This window comes from Citrobacter sp. wls829, assembly GCF_005280825.1.
Classification (GTDB): Bacteria; Pseudomonadota; Gammaproteobacteria; order Enterobacterales; family Enterobacteriaceae; genus Citrobacter; species Citrobacter gillenii.
The window spans coordinates 187,156-203,980 of record NZ_SZWP01000052.1 but is presented as its reverse complement, the minus strand read 5'-3'; the positions used below and the strand labels follow the sequence as shown (position 1 = coordinate 203,980).

Sequence of the window (16,825 nt, the reverse complement as noted above, 5' to 3'; positions counted from 1 at the left end):
ACTCAGGACAATGGCGCCCATTTCTTTGAATCGACAGAATAGCAAATTATGAGTGTACGTTTAGTGTTAGCCAAAGGGCGCGAAAAATCATTACTTCGCCGCCATCCGTGGGTATTTTCCGGTGCAGTCGCCCGTATGGAAGGTAAAGCCAGCCTGGGTGAAACCATCGATATTGTTGACCATCAGGGTAAATGGTTAGCACGCGGAGCCTGGTCACCGGCGTCGCAGATCCGTGCACGCGTCTGGACATTCGACAAGTCCGAATCCATTGATATTGACTTCTTCACCCGCCGTTTGCAGCAAGCAAAGACATGGCGCGACTGGCTGGCGAAGAAAGACGGCCTGGACAGCTACCGTCTGATCGCCGGAGAATCCGATGGCCTGCCGGGTATCACCATTGACCGTTTTGGCCGTTTCCTCGTCCTGCAACTGCTCAGCGCCGGGGCTGAATATCAGCGTGCCGCGCTGATTAGCGCCCTGCAAACGGTGTTCCCTGAATGCGCCATTTATGATCGCAGCGATGTTGCAGTGCGCAAAAAAGAAGGTATGGAGCTGACCCAGGGGCCCGTCACGGGCGAACTGCCTCCGGCCCTGCTGCCGATTGAAGAACACGGCATGAAGCTGTTGGTCGATATTCAGCACGGTCATAAGACAGGTTACTACCTGGATCAGCGTGACAGCCGTCTGGCCACGCGTCGTTATGTACAAGACAAACGTGTCCTGAACTGTTTCTCCTATACCGGCGGTTTCGCGGTATCTGCGCTGATGGGTGGATGCAGCCAGGTCGTCAGCGTTGATACCTCGCAGGAAGCGCTCGACATCGCCAGACAAAACGTCGAACTGAATAAGCTGGATCTGAGCAAAGCTGAATTTGTGCGCGATGACGTCTTTAAACTGCTGCGCGCCTATCGCGATCGCGGTGAGAAGTTTGATGTCATCGTGATGGATCCGCCGAAGTTTGTGGAAAACAAAAGCCAGCTAATGGGCGCCTGTCGTGGCTATAAGGACATCAATATGCTGGCTATCCAGCTACTGAATCCTGGCGGTGTACTGCTGACGTTCTCGTGCTCCGGACTGATGACGACCGATTTATTTCAGAAAATCATCGCTGATGCCGCATTAGATGCGGGTCGTGATGTACAATTTATAGAGCAGTTCCGTCAGGCCGCCGATCATCCGGTGATCGCTACCTACCCGGAAGGGCTGTATCTGAAAGGGTTTGCCTGTCGCATCATGTAACTTGAAAAGTGGAATATTGCCCTTACATAGAGGGTATCTATTTCCCGGGAGGTGACTATGATTGCCAGCAAATTCGGTATCGGCCAGCAGGTCCGCCATTCCCTGTTAGGTTACCTCGGAGTGGTCGTGGATATCGACCCGGAATATTCGCTTGATGACCCGTCACCTGATGAGTTGGCGGTTAACGACGAACTTCGCGCCGCTCCCTGGTATCACGTGGTGATGGAAGACGATAATGGCCTGCCAGTGCATACGTATCTGGCGGAAGCACAGTTGAGCAGTGAGCTACAGGAAGAACATCCAGAGCAACCATCGATGGATGAACTGGCACGGACCATCCGTAAACAGCTTCAGGCTCCACGCCTGCGCAACTGACTTTAGCCGTTGCCGGATGACGATAAACTCATCCGGCAACGGCTCATTCTTATTTCGCCAGCCCCAGTCTCGGGATCTCGATAGCCGGGCAGCGATCCATCACCACAGCCAGACCCGCATCACGCGCCAGCACCGCCGCCGGCTCATTGATCACGCCCAACTGCATCCATAATGTCTTTGCCCCGATGGCAATCGCCTCCTGCGCAACACCCCAGGCCGCTTCTGAATTACGGAAGACATCCACCATATCCACCTTCTCCGGCACATCCGCCAGCGTCGCATACCCTTGCTGTCCCAGTAACGTTTTCCCGGCAACCTTGGGGGAAACAGGAATAACGTGATAGCCCTGATCGAGCAAATATTTCATCACGCGATAGCTGGGGCGGTCGGGTTTATCGCTTGCCCCTACCAAAGCAATCGTGCGGGTGGATGTCAAAATGCCAGCAATATCGGTCTCTTTCATCATCTTCCTCCAGGCTGTTTTGCAAAGTGTACGACAAACCTGACGTTGCAACCATTCATCCCATACCAGCGCATGAGAGCTAAACTGGAAATTATGTCTATATGTTAGTAAACATGATTGTCGAAAACTTTTGATACATCTTACTCAGGTATTTTCTGGACAGGAGAACCCTATGAGAGCCGGCATTGTGACAGCCTTGATTGCCCTGTGTTTGCCGGTATCCGTTTATGCGACCTCACTGCGTCTGTCAAGCGACATTGACCTGCTGGTACTGGACGGAAAAAAAGTCTCCAGCTCATTGTTACGCGGTGCCGAAAGCATTGAGCTGGAAAATGGTCGGCATCAGCTGGTTTTTCGCGTCGAGAAAACCATTCGCTTGTCCAGCCATGAAGAACGGCTGTATATCTCTCCCCCGTTGGTCATCAGCTTCGATACCCAATTAGTCAGTCAGGTTAATTTTCATCTTCCGCGTTTGGGCAATGAGCGTGACGCGGCACATTTCGATGAAACCCCGCGCGTAGAACTGTTGGATGGTGACGCCATGCCGATTCCGGTCAAGCTGGATGTGATGACCATCACATCCACCGCGAAAACCGTTGATTATGAACTGGAGACCGAACGCTACAACAAAGCGGCTAAGCATGCTTCATTACCACAATTTGCCACCATGATGGCCGATGACAGTTCGTTACTCTCCGGGGTTTCTGAACTGGATCGGGTGCCGCCTCAATCGCAAGCGCTCACCGAGCAGAGGTTAAAATATTGGTTTCAGCAGGCCGACGCGCAAACACGAAGTAACTTCCTGCAATGGGCAGAGAAGCAGCCCCCCTCATGACATTTATGTCCACGTACGCATTTTTTTTGTCTTTCTCTTGCAGCGTCAAGTGCTTCCAGTACTCTGTAGCAAGGTTAACTTGGGAGCGGTACTATGGAATTGACGACTCGCACATTACCAGCGCGCAAGCATATTGCGCTGGTTGCACACGATCACTGTAAAAAGATGTTGATGAACTGGGTTGAACGCCACCAGCCACTGCTGGAACAACACGTTCTCTATGCGACAGGCACAACGGGTAATTTAATCCAGCGCGCGACCGGTATGGACGTTAACGCTATGCTGAGCGGCCCGATGGGCGGCGACCAGCAGGTGGGAGCGCTGATCTCTGAAGGGAAAATTGATGTGCTGATCTTCTTTTGGGATCCGCTCAATGCCGTGCCTCACGATCCTGATGTCAAAGCCCTTCTGCGCCTGGCAACGGTGTGGAATATTCCGGTAGCGACCAACGTGTCGACGGCCGACTTTATTATCCAGTCGCCGAATTTCAGCGACGAGACGGAGATCCTAATCCCCGATTACCCTCGCTACCTGGCTGAGCGCCTCAAATAATAGCCTGACAGGCGGCTGTCGCCGCCTGCTTTCAAGGTTTACGGCTAACTGGCACATCCCGCTGTTTAAGCTCATCGACAAAACACGACGGCGCGTCTTTATTAAACAGCAGCCATACCCGATGCCGTGCACGCGTAAGCGCCACGTAAAGCAAGCGTCTCTCTTCTGCATCAGGAAAATCTTCTACCGCCGGCAGCAGCGCCTCCTCCATAATTGACTCGCGGGCCGGTGCCGGGAAACCATCATTACCGTCATGAAGCCCGACAATAATGACGTAATCCGCCTGCTGCCCTTTACTGGCATGGATAGTCATAAACTCAAGCTGTAGCTTGGGCCAACGGGTCGTCGCCTTCTCCAGGCTGGCAGGTTTCAGATGATGATAGCGCGCCAGTACCAGAATTCGCTCCTCGGCTTTCGCAAAACCAGACAGCTTATCCAGCAGCGCATCCAGCTGGCTTTCATCCAACAGCGTCACCGCTTTTTTGTCACCAACCGTCAGGCTGTTAAGCGGTTTTGCAAGCTGATGCGGGTTTTGCTGAATAAAACCGTTGGCTACCTCTCCAATACGGCTATTGAAGCGGTAAGTGGTATCCAAATCGCAGCGATCGCCCTCGCCAAAGGTGTGATGGAAGGCAGTAGTTAACGAAAGCTGTGCGCCACTAAAGCGATAAATAGCCTGCCAATCGTCTCCTACAGCAAACAAGGTGGTCTGTGAATTTTGCTGTCGCAACGCAGCCAGCAACGCTGCACGCTGGGGGGAAATGTCCTGAAACTCATCAACCAGAATATGTTTCCACGGGCTGATAAAACGCCCCTTTTCCAGAATGACGATGGCCTGATGAATTAGCCCGGAAAAATCAACGGCGTTTTCTTCTTTCAGGGCGCTCTTCCATGCCTTAAGCAACGGCGCCATGAGCTTGATACGTTTACTGAATAGATCGCGAATGTCCTCCGGCGCATTGGCAATCATTTCCGCTTGCGCCCCCCCGTGCATACGCATCAGGCTAACCCAACGATCCAGTCTCGAGGCCAGGCGACGCTGCAGTTTTTCATCATCCCAAAAATTACCTTCAGGTACTGACCACTGCATCTCTTCTTCTAACCATTGCCGCCAGCCTTTGGCCTGCGCCTTTTTCTCACTACACTGCTGACGCCAGGCGGTAATAAAAAGTTTATGGCGCGCGGGGGTATCGTTTTCAAGCTTGCTTACCGTTGGGACCTTTTTACTGCCCTGCTGAATGATGTGAAGCGCCAGCGAGTGGAACGTCCGGGCGGTGATGTCTTCTGTATGCAGTCGCTCACGAATCCGCTCATCCATTTCCTCGGCCGCTTTGCGACCAAACGCCAGAAGCAGAATTTGTTCGGCCACCGCGTCTCCCTTTGCCAGTAGCCAACCTGCACGTGCCACCAGCACAGATGTTTTGCCACTTCCCGCGCCCGCAAGCACGAGTAACGATTGCTCACCGTTAACCACCGCTCGGGCCTGAGCCGGATTCAGCGGCGAAGATTCAATCTGCTGGAAGAACTCGGCGTGCTCTGTCAGCATTGCGTCGGTATAGGCTTGATTATGCTGTAACCGGCAGGCTTCAATATCCTGCAACCATGCCTGACACTGGCGTATTGCCTCGCGACAGTTGTCAAACTCCTCCAGCCTTTCAACCGGCAACGGCAGCGCCGCGAAAGCGCGACGGATTTGCTGTTGCAGGCCTGCCGTTTGGTTGCGTGTCAGCCATTTATTTTCATGGGTACGGGCCGCAATCGTCTCGAGCTGCTCCTGCAAAACCGTGGCGGCGACCTCGCTCATTTCCTGGCTCCACTGCTGCCAAAGCATATTGAGATGGCGATGAAAACGCTGAGTTTCTGCCCATTCCGTCCCATGCAGTCGCACAACCTTATCGCCCGGGAGCACAAATTCGAGTTCCCCCCATACGAGGCCCCGTTTGCAATGAATAGCCAGTAATTGATTGAATGGAATAAGATACTCGTGACGATCGCCGGAAACTTTAATCCCGGCATTAAGAATAACGGCCCGATCGTACGGGTGTTGCGCCAGACGTTTTCCAATAGAAGTAGCTTTCAGTTCCATAAGGCTTAAGCGGATCCACACGAAGAGGTTTACTTATCAGTGTAACCGCCAGAGAAAACGTGCTCCAGCCCAAAAAAACGTTACAATTGCCGAATTCACCAAAAACCAGAGTTAACCGAGAGTTTATGCGTACAGTTCTGAATATTTTAAATTTTGTGCTCGGGGGGTTCGCCACCACCTTAGCCTGGTTACTGGCAACGCTGGTCAGTATCGTGCTTATTTTTACCCTGCCATTAACCCGCTCATGCTGGGAGATAACGCGCCTTTCTCTGTTTCCCTATGGCAACGAAGCCATTCATGTTGATGAACTCAACCCGGCAGGTAAAAATGTTCTTCTGAACACCGGCGGAACATTACTGAATATTTTTTGGCTGATTTTCTTCGGCTGGTGGCTGTGCCTGATGCATATTGTCTCCGGTATTGCCCAGTGCATCACGATTATTGGTATTCCGGTGGGGATTGCTAACTTTAAGATTGCCGCAATTGCACTCTGGCCCGTCGGTCGCCGCGTGGTCTCGGTAGAAACTGCCCGCGCAGCACGTGAAACCAATGCGCGTCGCCGCTTTGAATAACCAGGACTGATGGCCTTTATGTTAAGTCCTCTGCTCAAACGCTATACCTGGAACAGCACCTGGCTGTACTACGTGCGAATTTTTATTGCACTTTGTGGCACCACCGCGCTGCCCTGGTGGCTGGGCGACGTCAAGCTGACTATCCCGCTGACGCTGGGCATGGTGGCCGCCGCGTTAACCGACCTCGACGATCGTCTAGCTGGTCGCTTGCGCAATTTGATCATTACGCTGATCTGTTTTTTTATTGCCTCAGCGTCCGTCGAGCTTCTCTTCCCATGGCCGTGGCTGTTTGCCATTGGATTAACGCTTTCAACCAGCGGCTTTATTCTGCTTGGCGGATTAGGCCAGCGCTATGCGACGATCGCCTTCGGCGCATTGCTTATCGCTATTTACACCATGCTGGGCACGTCACTGTACGATCAGTGGTATCAGCAGCCGATACTACTGCTCGCCGGGGCTATCTGGTACAACCTGCTGACATTGACCGGACATCTCCTGTTCCCAATCCGTCCATTGCAGGATAATTTGGCGCGCAGCTATGAGCAGTTAGCGCACTATCTGGAGCTGAAATCCCGTCTGTTTGATCCCGACATTGAAGATGAAAGCCAGGCACCGCTCTACGATTTAGCGCTGGCCAACGGGCAACTGATGGCGACGCTAAACCAAACCAAAGTGTCGTTGCTGACCCGCCTGCGCGGTGACCGTGGGCAACGGGGAACACGTCGCACGTTACACTACTATTTTGTGGCGCAGGATATACACGAACGCGCAAGCTCTTCGCATATTCAATACCAAACGCTACGCGATCACTTCCGTCACAGCGACGTGATGTTTCGCTTCCAGCGCCTGATGTCTATGCAGGGGCAAGCCTGTATGCAGCTGTCACGCTGTATTTTATTGCGCACACCCTACCAACATGACCCACATTTTGAGCGCGTTTTCACCCATATCGATGCCGCACTTGAGCGCATGCGTGTTAATGGTGCGCCTGCAGACTTGCTTAAAACATTGGGATTTTTGCTCGCTAACCTGCGTGCTATCGACGCGCAATTGGCAACAATTGAGTCCGAGCAGGCGCAGGTCATTTCGCGCAATGAGTCCGAAAATCAGCTTGCCGATGACAGCCCACATGGGTTCAGCGATATCTGGTTGCGTCTGAGCCGTAACTTCACCCCCGAGTCAGCCCTATTTCGCCATGCTATCCGCATGTCGTTGGTGCTCTGTGTCGGATACGCCATCATCCAGATAACCGGTATGAACCATGGATACTGGATCCTGCTAACCAGTCTGTTTGTCTGTCAGCCAAACTACAACGCCACCCGACATCGCCTGGCCCTGAGAATTATTGGTACCTTAGTCGGAATAGCGATTGGTTTACCCATTTTGTGGTTCGTCCCCTCTCTGGAAGGGCAGCTCATCCTGTTGGTGATTACCGGCGTGCTCTTTTTCGCCTTTCGCAACGTACAGTATGCCCATGCGACCATATTTATCACCTTGCTGGTATTATTATGCTTTAACCTGCTGGGAGAAGGGTTCGAGGTCGCACTGCCGCGAGTCATCGATACGCTGATCGGCTGTGCGATTGCCTGGGCTGCCGTCAGTTTTATTTGGCCAGACTGGCGTTTTCGTAATTTACCACGGGTCATCGAACGAGCAACGGATGCTAACTGCCGCTATCTGGACGCTATCCTTGAGCAATATCATCAGGGCCGTGATAACCGTCTGGCATACCGAATTGCCCGCCGTGATGCACATAACCGTGATGCGGAGCTTGCTTCCGTGGTGTCGAACATGTCGAGTGAACCAGATGTTACAGCCCAAACGCGCGAAATGGCATTCCGTTTGCTGTGCCTCAACCATACCTTCACCAGCTATATTTCCGCTCTCGGCGCTCACCGGGAACAGCTGACTAACCCGGAAGTCCTGGCATTACTGGACGACGCGGTCTGCTATGTTGATGATGCGCTTCATCATCAACCCGCTGACGAGCAGCGCGTATACCAGGCTCTGGAAAGTCTTAAACAACGGATTCAACATCTTGAACCGAGCCAGGACACCAAAGAACCGCTGGTCGTACAACAGGTTGGATTATTGATTGCGCTGTTACCAGAAATCAGTCGGTTACAGCAACAAATCGCGGCATTACCCATTAGTAACCCGGTTCAGGCTTAAGTGAACTCACCCACTCAACCAACTCCCGGCGGCGAACCGTCGGGAGTGCAGCTTCATGTATCCCACTGATTGCACCCTCAAGCGCATAAAGAATTTTCACTGTCAGCGATGGGTTAATTTGCAAAAGCTTTAGCCAACACATTTGAGCACCCAGGGTGCGTAATGTACTCTCATCGTTAATCCCGGCTTCACTCAGTAGGGTCTCCAGATGAAAGGAAATGTTCGGCAGTTCCCGTAACCGGTGTTGCGAAACACGCGTCTGCTTTTCTTTTACTGCGGCATCCAGCGAATATCGTGATAAAGACACCAACTGCGGATGGTTTCGCCACAGCGCATCATTAACTTGATAATAGTTGAGTATCACGGGACGTCCCCGCTTCATAAACGTCAACCAGACCGGGGAATGTTTGACACAGTACTGTACGCTTTGCTCACAGGCCCGCAGGTATAACTCACCGTCGGCAACCATTGCAAAGACCGTATCGCCCACCGTCAGGCTATAACTGCCAAATAAAGAGCGGTAGCTAATTGTACCTAAAGAGGCCAAGTATTCTTGTGATTTATAGATCCTGGCATAAGAGAGGTTTTTCATAAAAGTCCTTTTAAATCATAAGATAATGGAATGATTTCCAGTAACAGATCCGTTAATGACGACGATAGGCAACTTAGCCCCAAGGGGCAAGATGAATTTTATATTTCCCGCCACGACGGCTAAAAATTGCGAGTCTGTTTCCGAAAATAAGGTTGATCTTTAGTGATAGCAGGGTTACTGTATATCCATACAGTAACTCACAGGGCTGGATTGATTATGTACACTTCAGGCTACGCAAATCGTTCTTCGTCGTTCTCTTCAACATCAAGCAATAGTGCGCGCGTTTCTTCAGAAAATGCGACTGCCGGGCTTATCAGTGAAGTGGTCTATCGCGAGGACCAGCCCATGATGACGCAATTACTGCTATTACCCCTGCTTCAGCAGTTAGGACAGCAATCACGCTGGCAGCTCTGGCTTACGCCACAACAAAAGCTGAGCCGTGAATGGGTGCAATCAGCGGGGCTTCCATTAACGAAAGTTATGCAAATTAGTCAACTCTCTCCCTGCCACACGTTAGAATCGATGGTTCGCGCGCTGCGCACCGGCAATTACAGCGTGGTTATCGGCTGGCTGACTGAAGAATTAACAGAAGATGAACATGCAGAACTGGTGAAAGCTGCAGATGAAGGGAATGCAATGGGATTTATTATGCGTCCTGTTCGCGCTCAGGCACTTGCGGGGAGACAGCATTCCGGGCTAAAAATTCACTCGAATTTGTATCATTAAGTAAAATTAGGATTAATCCTGGAATTTTTTTTCATCCCTCAATCAGCCATTGAGATATAACGCATATTTTGTGTGAACGCCTGTCAGAAGCGGTTGTAGAGAAGTTTTCCGTTCAATTTATCAGCCATAAATGTTAAATATTGTGTATACAAGCCTTTTTTTTTCATATGCCTGACAGAGTTCACACTTGTAAGTTTTCAACTACGTTGTAGACTTTACATCGCCAGGGGTGCTCGGCTTAAGCCGCAGATATCGGTAGAGTAACTATTGAACTGATCCCCGGGTGAAGGATTTAACCGTGTTATCTCTCTGGAGATAGTCATGGCGAATTTTGGATGATAACGAGGCGCAAAAAATGAAAAAGACAGCTATCGCAATTGCAGTGGCACTGGCTGGTTTCGCTACCGTGGCGCAGGCCGCTCCGAAAGATAACACCTGGTACGCTGGTGCTAAAATGGGCTGGTCTCAGTTCCATGACGTAGGCAACAACCAGATCAACAACACCGGCCCGACCCACGAAAGCCAACTGGGTGCTGGTGCGTTCGGTGGTTATCAGGTTAACCCGTACGTTGGTTTTGAAATGGGTTACGACTGGTTAGGTCGTATGCCGTACAAAGGCACTGCCGACGCTACTAATCAAAACGGCGCTTTCAAAGCTCAGGGCGTTCAGCTGACCGCTAAACTGGGTTACCCAATCACTGACGATCTGGACGTTTATACCCGTCTGGGTGGTATGGTTTGGCGTGCAGACGCTAAAAGCAGCAATGGCTTCAAAGACCACGACACTGGCGTATCCCCAGTATTCGCTGGCGGCGTAGAGTATGCAATTACTCCTGAAATCGCTACCCGTCTGGAATACCAGTGGACCAACAACATCGGTGATGCGAACACCGTTGGTGGTCGTCCGGATAACGGTCTGTTGAGCGTTGGTGTTTCTTACCGTTTCGGCCAGCAGGAAGAAGCAGCTCCAGTAGTTGTAGCTCCGGCTCCGGCTCCAGAAGTCCAGACCAAGCACTTCACTCTGAAGTCTGACGTTCTGTTCAACTTCAACAAAGCGACTCTGAAACCAGAAGGCCAGCAGGCTCTGGATCAGATGTACAGCCAGCTGAGCAACCTGGATCCGAAAGACGGTTCCGTTGTGGTTCTGGGCTTCACTGACCGTATCGGTTCTGACGCTTACAACCAGAGCCTGTCTGAGAAACGTGCTCAGTCCGTTGTTGATTACCTGATCTCTAAAGGTATTCCTTCTGACAAAATCTCTGCACGTGGCATGGGCGAATCTAACCCAGTTACTGGCAACACCTGTGACAACGTGAAAGCTCGCGCTGCACTGATCGACTGCCTGGCTCCGGATCGTCGTGTTGAGATCGAAGTTAAAGGCATCAAAGACGTTGTAACTCAGCCTCAGGCTTAAGTTCTCGTCTAATAAAAAAACCCCGCGATGCGGGGTTTTTTTTCACCTGTGGTTCACCATAAAAACGTGGGTGCTCAGCGCACCGAGGCCGACATCAGGCTATTCTTTTCCCAGCAGCGCTTGTAAATCCTGTTTCAATGTGGACATTTTGTTCGCGTACTTCTCTTTATGCTCGGCGTCTTCAATCAGCTGCACGATGGTTTCAGAAAGCGTTTTTCCACGCCGCTGCGCAAGCCCTGCTAAGCGCTGCCAGACCATGAACTCCAGATCGATAGATTTCTTACGCGTATGCTGATGCTCTGCATTAAAATGCCGCTTACGCCTCGCGCGTATGGTTTGCTTCATACGATTTTGCAGCGCGGCATTCATGTGTTCTTCAATCCAGGTATTCACCCGAACCGGTTCATTTTCGAGGGTTAGCAATAAATCAACGGCTTCTTCGGCAGCGCTGGCTTCCACGTAACGGGTAATCAACTCCCCTTCACGATGCTTTTTCACCAGATACTTCCATTTCCAGCCGCTTTCAAGATTTTCAAGTTGTTGATATTTCATTGCGATCTCAATGTTACCGTGTAACTCTTATCAGAATATCAGCTTTTTGGGCATCTGAAGAAAAGAATATCCAGCCTGTGAACTGTCGCGCGTCATCATCCCCGTTTAGCGGTGCATTCCACGTGTGCAGTGCTGACGGTTACGGTATAATCTCGTTTTTTACAACAGACTAAAAAACATCAACTTTGACCATTACGAAACTTGCATGGCGTGATCTGGTTCCTGATACTGACAGTTATCAGGAAATATTTGCACAGCCGCACGTCACTGACGAAACCGATACCTTACTCAGTGATACTCAACCACGCTTACAATTTGCGCTTGAGCAACTGCTTCAGCAATGGGCGACGCCCTCCTTTATGCTGGTGAAAGCGCCGGAAGAGCTTGAGTATCTCAATCTTATCGCCACGGCTGCGCGCTCATTACATACGGATGCCGGAAGCTTAACCGGAGGTCATTACGACATCTCTGGGCACAAGATCCATTACCGTGCAGCACAGCACGCAGAAGACAATTTTGCGACCTTAACTCAGGTAGTCAATGCTGACTGGGTTGAAGCCGAACAACTGTTTGGCTGTTTGCGTCAGTTCAATGGTGAAATTACGCTGCAACCGGGACTGGTGCATCAGGCAAACGGGGGCGTGCTGGTTATCTCATTACGCACCCTATTGGCTCAACCCCTGCTGTGGATGCGCCTGAAAGCCATTGTCAGCCACGAGCGCTTTGACTGGGTAGCTTTCGACGAATCTCGTCCACTTCCTGTCTCCGTACCGTCTATGCCGCTGAAACTGAAAGTGGTGTTAGTCGGTGAGCGTGAGTCGCTGGCCGATTTCCAGGAAATGGAACCAGAATTAGCTGAACAGGCAATTTACAGCGAGTTTGAAGATAATCTGCAGATAGTGGATGCTGAAACCATGACCCTGTGGTGTCAGTGGGTCACGCATACCGCCATACGCAACAATCTTCCCTATCCCGCCCCTGACGCCTGGCAAACGCTGGTGCGTGAGGCCGTTCGTTATACCGGCGATCAGGCGACATTACCGCTTAATCCGCTGTGGATCATCCGCCAGTTCAAGGAAGTGGCCCCCCTTTGTGAAGGCGAAACCTGCAGCGCAGAACAGCTGGGTCTGATGCTGGCGCAACGCGAATGGCGGGAAGGTTTCCTGGCCGAACGCATGCAGGATGAGATCCTGCAAGAGCAGATCCTTATCGAGACGGAAGGCGAGCAAATTGGACAAATAAACGCGCTGTCGGTGATTGAGTTTCCAGGGCATCCTCGCGCGTTTGGTGAACCTTCTCGTATCAGCTGCGTTGTGCATATTGGCGATGGCGAATTTACCGATGTTGAGCGTAAAGCCGAACTGGGCGGAAATATTCATGCCAAGGGTATGATGATCATGCAGGCGTTCCTGATGTCGGAACTGCAGCTCGAACAGCAAATCCCCTTCTCTGCCTCGCTAACCTTCGAGCAATCCTACAGCGAAGTAGATGGAGACAGCGCATCCATGGCTGAACTGTGCGCATTAATTAGCGCCCTTGCCGATGTTCCTGTCAATCAAAGCATCGCGATTACCGGTTCTGTCGATCAGTTTGGCCGGGCGCAACCTGTCGGTGGCCTGAACGAGAAAATTGAAGGTTTCTTCACTATCTGCCAGCAGCGTGAATTAACCGGTACGCAGGGCGTGATTATCCCTTCAGCCAACGTCAGGCACCTGAGCCTACCGCCAGCCCTGTTACAGGCCGTTGAAGAAGAAAAGTTCACTATTTGGGCGGTGGATGACGTGACCGATGCGTTACCACTGTTGTTAAATTTGGTGTGGGATGGCGAAGGCCAAACAACGTTGATGCAAACTATCCAGGAGCGTATTGCTGCGGCAACGCAACAGGAAGGTCGTCACCGTTTTCCATGGCCGCTGCGTTGGCTGAACTGGATTATTCCGAACTGATCGGACTTGTTCAGCGTACACGTGTTAGCTATCCTGCGTGCTTCAATAAGATAAGGCTTACAGAGAACATGGTAGATAAACGCGAATCCTATACAAAAGAAGACCTTCTTGCCTCTGGTCGCGGTGAGCTGTTTGGCGCAAAAGGCCCACAACTGCCTGCACCAAGCATGCTGATGATGGACCGTGTCATCAAGATGACCGAAACCGGTGGCAACTTTGACAAAGGTTATGTTGAAGCTGAACTGGATATCAACCCGGACCTGTGGTTCTTCGGTTGCCATTTTATTGGCGATCCGGTGATGCCAGGCTGCCTGGGTCTGGATGCCATGTGGCAGCTGGTTGGATTCTATCTCGGCTGGCTCGGTGGTGAAGGTAAAGGCCGTGCACTGGGCGTGGGTGAAGTGAAATTCACCGGTCAGGTTCTGCCGACCGCGAAGAAAGTCACTTACCGCATTCACTTCAAACGTATCGTTAACCGCCGCCTGATCATGGGCCTGGCAGATGGTGAAGTGCTGGTTGATGGTCGTCTGATCTACACGGCGAACGATCTGAAAGTAGGCCTTTTCCAGGATACGTCTGCGTTCTAATTGCGGACATCTGTTAGCCTGATAAGATGCTACAAAAGGCGAAACCTCCGCAATGCGGAGGTTTCTTTTATCTAAAGAGACAGAATCAGGCCATTAACACCCTATCCCCCATGGCTTCTCGCCAGCCTCCCAGCCAGTATGACCTTTGATTCAGCGTCTGATAGGGACACATTTCTTTTGAGCGTCCGGCGATGCCGGCCTGATATCCACGTTGATGTGCCCGTTCCAGGCGATCTCGTTTTTGTCTCTTCATGCCTCGTTTCCCTCATCTTTGGGTCTGGTGGAAAAGAAAACAGTGATTACTAAGTGTGCAATCACACTAAACGAATACCCCGAAACATCAGACTCGTCAATGCGCAAAATTCACGCCAGTGTCATATTTGTGAGCTACCCGGTAAATCATCTATACAAAAATCATGAGTCAGAACAGTTATATCAGTCGCGAAAAAAATAAAAAAAACCGCCCAGGGCGCTGAGCCGAAGGCGGTGTAATTTACAATTATTTAAGCTTAAGGAATGCGTTTCAGTTCTTGAGCGATAGCCGTCGCCTCCTGACTCCATGCGCTGGCCAGTACCTTCACCATCTCATCATAGCCATCTTGCGTCTGCATGGCTTCGATGTGGAACGGGCGCTTAATCAGTTGTCCCTGGTGATTCAGCAACCATTCACCACTGACGATCACTTTACCATCGTAGCGGCCATGGAAGCCGGTTACCGTCACATTGAGCGTGTCCTGCGTACTGCCCAACGGTTGAGAGGCAACCACCCACCCTGGCAACTGCGTGCTCAGGTTGGCGACGAGAGTGTTACGCAATTGCTGATCTAACGGGCTGGCCCACAGATTACTGTTGGCAATAACGTACTTCACATCACTGGTTTGGTACACCACGCCATTACCTGCCAGGTAATCCGGTACCGCCACCTGCTCAACCCACAACAGGCGGTTACCCTGGTTAGCGCTACTCTGTACGCCCCCTTGGGCGATAGGGAGCTGGTAATAGCTTTTATTCTCTCCGCTGGAGCTACATGACGTCAGCCAGACCGCCATCATCACCACTAGCCACTTTTTCATTGTTTCGCCCTCTTCGGCTCTGGATCTTTTTTGTCCTTCGCTTCAAACACCAGCGCGTTACTCTTATCGTTCAACGTTTTCAATACCGGCTGCAACTCACGCAGAACCTGATCAAGACGCTGCATATCTGCCACCATCTTGTTATAGGCCGCAGAACCTGGCTGGAAGCCCTGCATGCTACGATTCAGTTCGCGCAGTGTATTCTGCATATCCGCAGGAAGCTGCTGCATCGACTGGCTACCGGTAATCTTATTCATGTTATCCAGCGTCGTTTGCAGATGTTTCATCGTGCGCTGGCTTTCTGAAAGTGTCGTGGTCGCCTGCACAATCATCGGATTCAGTGGCAGATTATTAATCTTATCCAATGCTTCCATCAAACGTTGCTGGATCTGCGCCAGACCACTGCTCACGGTCGGGATAATTTGGTAACCATTAAATTCGCGCACGCCCGTAATCGGTGGATCCTTCGGATAGAAGTCCAGATCGACATACAGCGCCCCGGTGACCAAATTCCCTGTTTTCAGGGATCCTCTTAATCCACGCTTGAGCAATTCGGCCAGATGGGTACCGACATCAGTATCTTCACCCAGCTGCGCCTTAAGGCGTTCTGGTTCAATGCGCACCAGCACCGGAATACGATAATCATCATTGAACACCTGACGCATATTCGGGGCAAAGAAAGGCACCTTGCTAACCGTACCGAGGCGAATACCACGGAACTCCAGCGGCGCACCAGGCTGCAACCCGCGAATCGAGTCTTTAAAGAACATCAGGTAATCAATGTGATCCGTATACAGCGAGTCCTGAATACTTTTTTGATCGTCATAGAGGCTGAACGTAGCCTGTTGTGCAACCGGCTGGCCTTGTTCTAACCCCTCCGGCACATCAAAGCTGACTCCACCGCCAAACAGCGTGGTTAGCGATCCCATTTCTACGCGCATCCCCGCTGAGGTGAGATCGACGGCAATACCGCTGTCCTTCCAGAAACGTACGTTACTGGTGACCAGGCGATCGTTTGGCGCATTAATGAAAAGCTGATAGCTGATGGAGCGTTTTTGCGCATCAAAGGTGCTGGTCTCAACTGACCCTACACGATACCCGCGGAACAACACCGGGTCTCCCGGGCTAAGCTGACCGGCTTTTTTGCTGTCCAAAATCACGCGGATCCCCTTCGCATCTGGCGGTGCCAGCGGTGGAGAGTCCAGCAACTGATAATTGGCGAGCTGGCTGCCTTTGTTACCCGGCTGCAGTTCAATATACGCCCCGGATAACAGCGTGCCTAAGCCACTGATACCTTCACGTCCCACCTGCGGCTTCACTACCCAAAAGACCGAGTCTTTATGCAGCAGCTTTTCCATACCAGAATTGAGACGTGCTTTAATTTCCACATGCGTCAAATCGTCGGTCAACGTGGCACTCTCAACGACGCCGACATCCACGCTGCGGCTCTTGATCGTGGTTTTGCCACCTTCAATACCTTCAGCATTGGTTGTAATCAGCGTGACGACCGGCCCCTGATGACTGTAGTGATAAAACAGGACCCACGCGCCGATGAGTGCGGTGACGATTGGGAATATCCACACAGGCGACCAGTTTTTAACCTTTTGCACTTTGGCTTCCCCACTTTTAGATTCCATGCTG

Annotated in this window: 17 protein-coding genes; 10 read left to right on the top strand and 7 right to left on the bottom strand. The window is 51.5% G+C overall.

From position 1 onward, the window contains the following. Positions 1–48 precede the first annotated feature (48 nt). Both rlmI and hspQ read left to right on the top strand, forming a co-directional pair. On the top strand, positions 49–1,239 hold the full coding sequence (gene rlmI / locus FDW88_RS08725) for a 23S rRNA (cytosine(1962)-C(5))-methyltransferase RlmI (protein ID WP_096757633.1): 1,191 nt from the start codon (positions 49–51) through the stop codon (positions 1,237–1,239). A 57-nt stretch (positions 1,240–1,296) separates the two neighbouring features. Next, the gene (gene hspQ, locus FDW88_RS08720) at positions 1,297–1,614 is read left to right on the top strand and encodes a heat shock protein HspQ (protein WP_005123508.1); all 318 of its coding nucleotides are present in this window, start codon (positions 1,297–1,299) and stop codon (positions 1,612–1,614) included. A gap of 49 nt (positions 1,615–1,663) precedes the next feature. On the opposite strand, the gene FDW88_RS08715 is transcribed toward hspQ, so the two are convergent. Next, a complete protein-coding gene (locus FDW88_RS08715; protein WP_096757634.1) occupies positions 1,664–2,077 on the bottom strand; it encodes a CoA-binding protein in 414 nt (137 codons plus the stop codon). 172 nt (positions 2,078–2,249) lie between these two features. Between FDW88_RS08715 and FDW88_RS08710 the strand changes: the two genes are divergently transcribed. Then, positions 2,250–2,912 carry a DUF2057 family protein gene (locus FDW88_RS08710; protein WP_096757635.1) on the top strand — a complete coding sequence of 221 codons (663 nt, stop codon included), beginning with the start codon at positions 2,250–2,252 and terminating at the stop codon, positions 2,910–2,912. Positions 2,913–3,005: 93 nt separating this feature from the next. Continuing rightward, entirely contained in the window at positions 3,006–3,464 is a 459-nt protein-coding gene (mgsA, locus tag FDW88_RS08705) for a methylglyoxal synthase (RefSeq protein WP_137362391.1), read from the top strand. 31 nt (positions 3,465–3,495) lie between these two features. Here the strand turns inward: mgsA and helD are convergent, their stop codons facing one another. Beyond that, complete coding sequence (helD, locus tag FDW88_RS08700) at positions 3,496–5,550, bottom strand: DNA helicase IV (protein WP_137362390.1); 2,055 nt, start codon at positions 5,548–5,550, stop codon at positions 3,496–3,498. A 125-nt stretch (positions 5,551–5,675) separates the two neighbouring features. Here helD and FDW88_RS08695 point away from each other — a divergent pair, with 125 nt between their 5' ends. Both FDW88_RS08695 and yccS read left to right on the top strand, forming a co-directional pair. Continuing rightward, a complete protein-coding gene (locus FDW88_RS08695) occupies positions 5,676–6,122 on the top strand; it encodes a YccF domain-containing protein (RefSeq protein WP_137362389.1) in 447 nt (148 codons plus the stop codon). 18 nt (positions 6,123–6,140) lie between these two features. Next, positions 6,141–8,294, top strand: coding sequence for a YccS family putative transporter (yccS, locus tag FDW88_RS08690; RefSeq protein ID WP_096759437.1), 2,154 nt, complete (start codon positions 6,141–6,143; stop codon positions 8,292–8,294). Here yccS and FDW88_RS08685 read toward each other — a convergent pair. Continuing rightward, positions 8,272–8,886 carry a TfoX/Sxy family DNA transformation protein gene (locus tag FDW88_RS08685; protein WP_117341734.1) on the bottom strand — a complete coding sequence of 205 codons (615 nt, stop codon included), beginning with the start codon at positions 8,884–8,886 and terminating at the stop codon, positions 8,272–8,274. The two genes, yccS and FDW88_RS08685, sit on opposite strands and share 23 nt — an antisense overlap. Positions 8,887–9,102: 216 nt before the next feature. Between FDW88_RS08685 and sulA the strand changes: the two genes are divergently transcribed. Further along, positions 9,103–9,612 carry an SOS-induced cell division inhibitor SulA gene (gene sulA / locus FDW88_RS08680; protein WP_096757640.1) on the top strand — a complete coding sequence of 170 codons (510 nt, stop codon included), beginning with the start codon at positions 9,103–9,105 and terminating at the stop codon, positions 9,610–9,612. A 355-nt stretch (positions 9,613–9,967) separates the two neighbouring features. Then, entirely contained in the window at positions 9,968–11,026 is a 1,059-nt protein-coding gene (ompA, locus tag FDW88_RS08675) for a porin OmpA (RefSeq protein ID WP_117341964.1), read from the top strand. A gap of 99 nt (positions 11,027–11,125) precedes the next feature. Here ompA and matP read toward each other — a convergent pair whose 3' ends face one another. Next, positions 11,126–11,578 (bottom strand): macrodomain Ter protein MatP, encoded by a 453-nt coding sequence (gene matP / locus FDW88_RS08670; RefSeq protein WP_096757641.1) that lies wholly within the window; start codon positions 11,576–11,578, stop codon positions 11,126–11,128. A gap of 185 nt (positions 11,579–11,763) precedes the next feature. Between matP and FDW88_RS08665 the strand changes: the two genes are divergently transcribed. Both FDW88_RS08665 and fabA read left to right on the top strand, forming a co-directional pair. Continuing rightward, positions 11,764–13,524 (top strand): Lon protease family protein, encoded by a 1,761-nt coding sequence (locus FDW88_RS08665; RefSeq protein WP_137362388.1) that lies wholly within the window; start codon positions 11,764–11,766, stop codon positions 13,522–13,524. Positions 13,525–13,592: 68 nt separating this feature from the next. After that, entirely contained in the window at positions 13,593–14,111 is a 519-nt protein-coding gene (gene fabA / locus FDW88_RS08660; RefSeq protein WP_003035875.1) for a bifunctional 3-hydroxydecanoyl-ACP dehydratase/trans-2-decenoyl-ACP isomerase, read from the top strand. A gap of 85 nt (positions 14,112–14,196) precedes the next feature. Here the strand turns inward: fabA and rmf are convergent, their stop codons facing one another. From rmf to pqiB, 3 genes are all read right to left on the bottom strand, one after another. After that, a complete protein-coding gene (gene rmf, locus FDW88_RS08655) occupies positions 14,197–14,364 on the bottom strand; it encodes a ribosome modulation factor (protein ID WP_003035871.1) in 168 nt (55 codons plus the stop codon). Between the two features lie 256 nt (positions 14,365–14,620). Beyond that, on the bottom strand, positions 14,621–15,184 hold the full coding sequence (gene pqiC, locus FDW88_RS08650) for a membrane integrity-associated transporter subunit PqiC (protein WP_096757644.1): 564 nt from the start codon (positions 15,182–15,184) through the stop codon (positions 14,621–14,623). Beyond that, positions 15,181–16,821: an intermembrane transport protein PqiB gene (gene pqiB, locus FDW88_RS08645; protein ID WP_117341732.1), complete on the bottom strand. Its 1,641-nt coding sequence runs from the start codon at positions 16,819–16,821 to the stop codon at positions 15,181–15,183. Before pqiB ends, pqiC begins: the two co-directional genes overlap by 4 nt. Positions 16,822–16,825: the final 4 nt, after the last annotated feature.

Coding starts and splice junctions, on each gene's coding strand:
- rlmI (WP_096757633.1), top strand. CDS start 49: ATGAGTGTACGTTTAGTGTTAGCCAAAGGGCGCGAAAAATCATTACTT.
- hspQ (WP_005123508.1), top strand. CDS start 1,297: ATGATTGCCAGCAAATTCGGTATCGGCCAGCAGGTCCGCCATTCCCTG.
- FDW88_RS08715 (WP_096757634.1), bottom strand. CDS start 2,077: ATGAAAGAGACCGATATTGCTGGCATTTTGACATCCACCCGCACGATT.
- FDW88_RS08710 (WP_096757635.1), top strand. CDS start 2,250: ATGAGAGCCGGCATTGTGACAGCCTTGATTGCCCTGTGTTTGCCGGTA.
- mgsA (WP_137362391.1), top strand. CDS start 3,006: ATGGAATTGACGACTCGCACATTACCAGCGCGCAAGCATATTGCGCTG.
- helD (WP_137362390.1), bottom strand. CDS start 5,550: ATGGAACTGAAAGCTACTTCTATTGGAAAACGTCTGGCGCAACACCCG.
- FDW88_RS08695 (WP_137362389.1), top strand. CDS start 5,676: ATGCGTACAGTTCTGAATATTTTAAATTTTGTGCTCGGGGGGTTCGCC.
- yccS (WP_096759437.1), top strand. CDS start 6,141: ATGTTAAGTCCTCTGCTCAAACGCTATACCTGGAACAGCACCTGGCTG.
- FDW88_RS08685 (WP_117341734.1), bottom strand. CDS start 8,886: ATGAAAAACCTCTCTTATGCCAGGATCTATAAATCACAAGAATACTTG.
- sulA (WP_096757640.1), top strand. CDS start 9,103: ATGTACACTTCAGGCTACGCAAATCGTTCTTCGTCGTTCTCTTCAACA.
- ompA (WP_117341964.1), top strand. CDS start 9,968: ATGAAAAAGACAGCTATCGCAATTGCAGTGGCACTGGCTGGTTTCGCT.
- matP (WP_096757641.1), bottom strand. CDS start 11,578: ATGAAATATCAACAACTTGAAAATCTTGAAAGCGGCTGGAAATGGAAG.
- fabA (WP_003035875.1), top strand. CDS start 13,593: ATGGTAGATAAACGCGAATCCTATACAAAAGAAGACCTTCTTGCCTCT.
- rmf (WP_003035871.1), bottom strand. CDS start 14,364: ATGAAGAGACAAAAACGAGATCGCCTGGAACGGGCACATCAACGTGGA.
- pqiC (WP_096757644.1), bottom strand. CDS start 15,184: ATGAAAAAGTGGCTAGTGGTGATGATGGCGGTCTGGCTGACGTCATGT.
- pqiB (WP_117341732.1), bottom strand. CDS start 16,821: ATGGAATCTAAAAGTGGGGAAGCCAAAGTGCAAAAGGTTAAAAACTGG.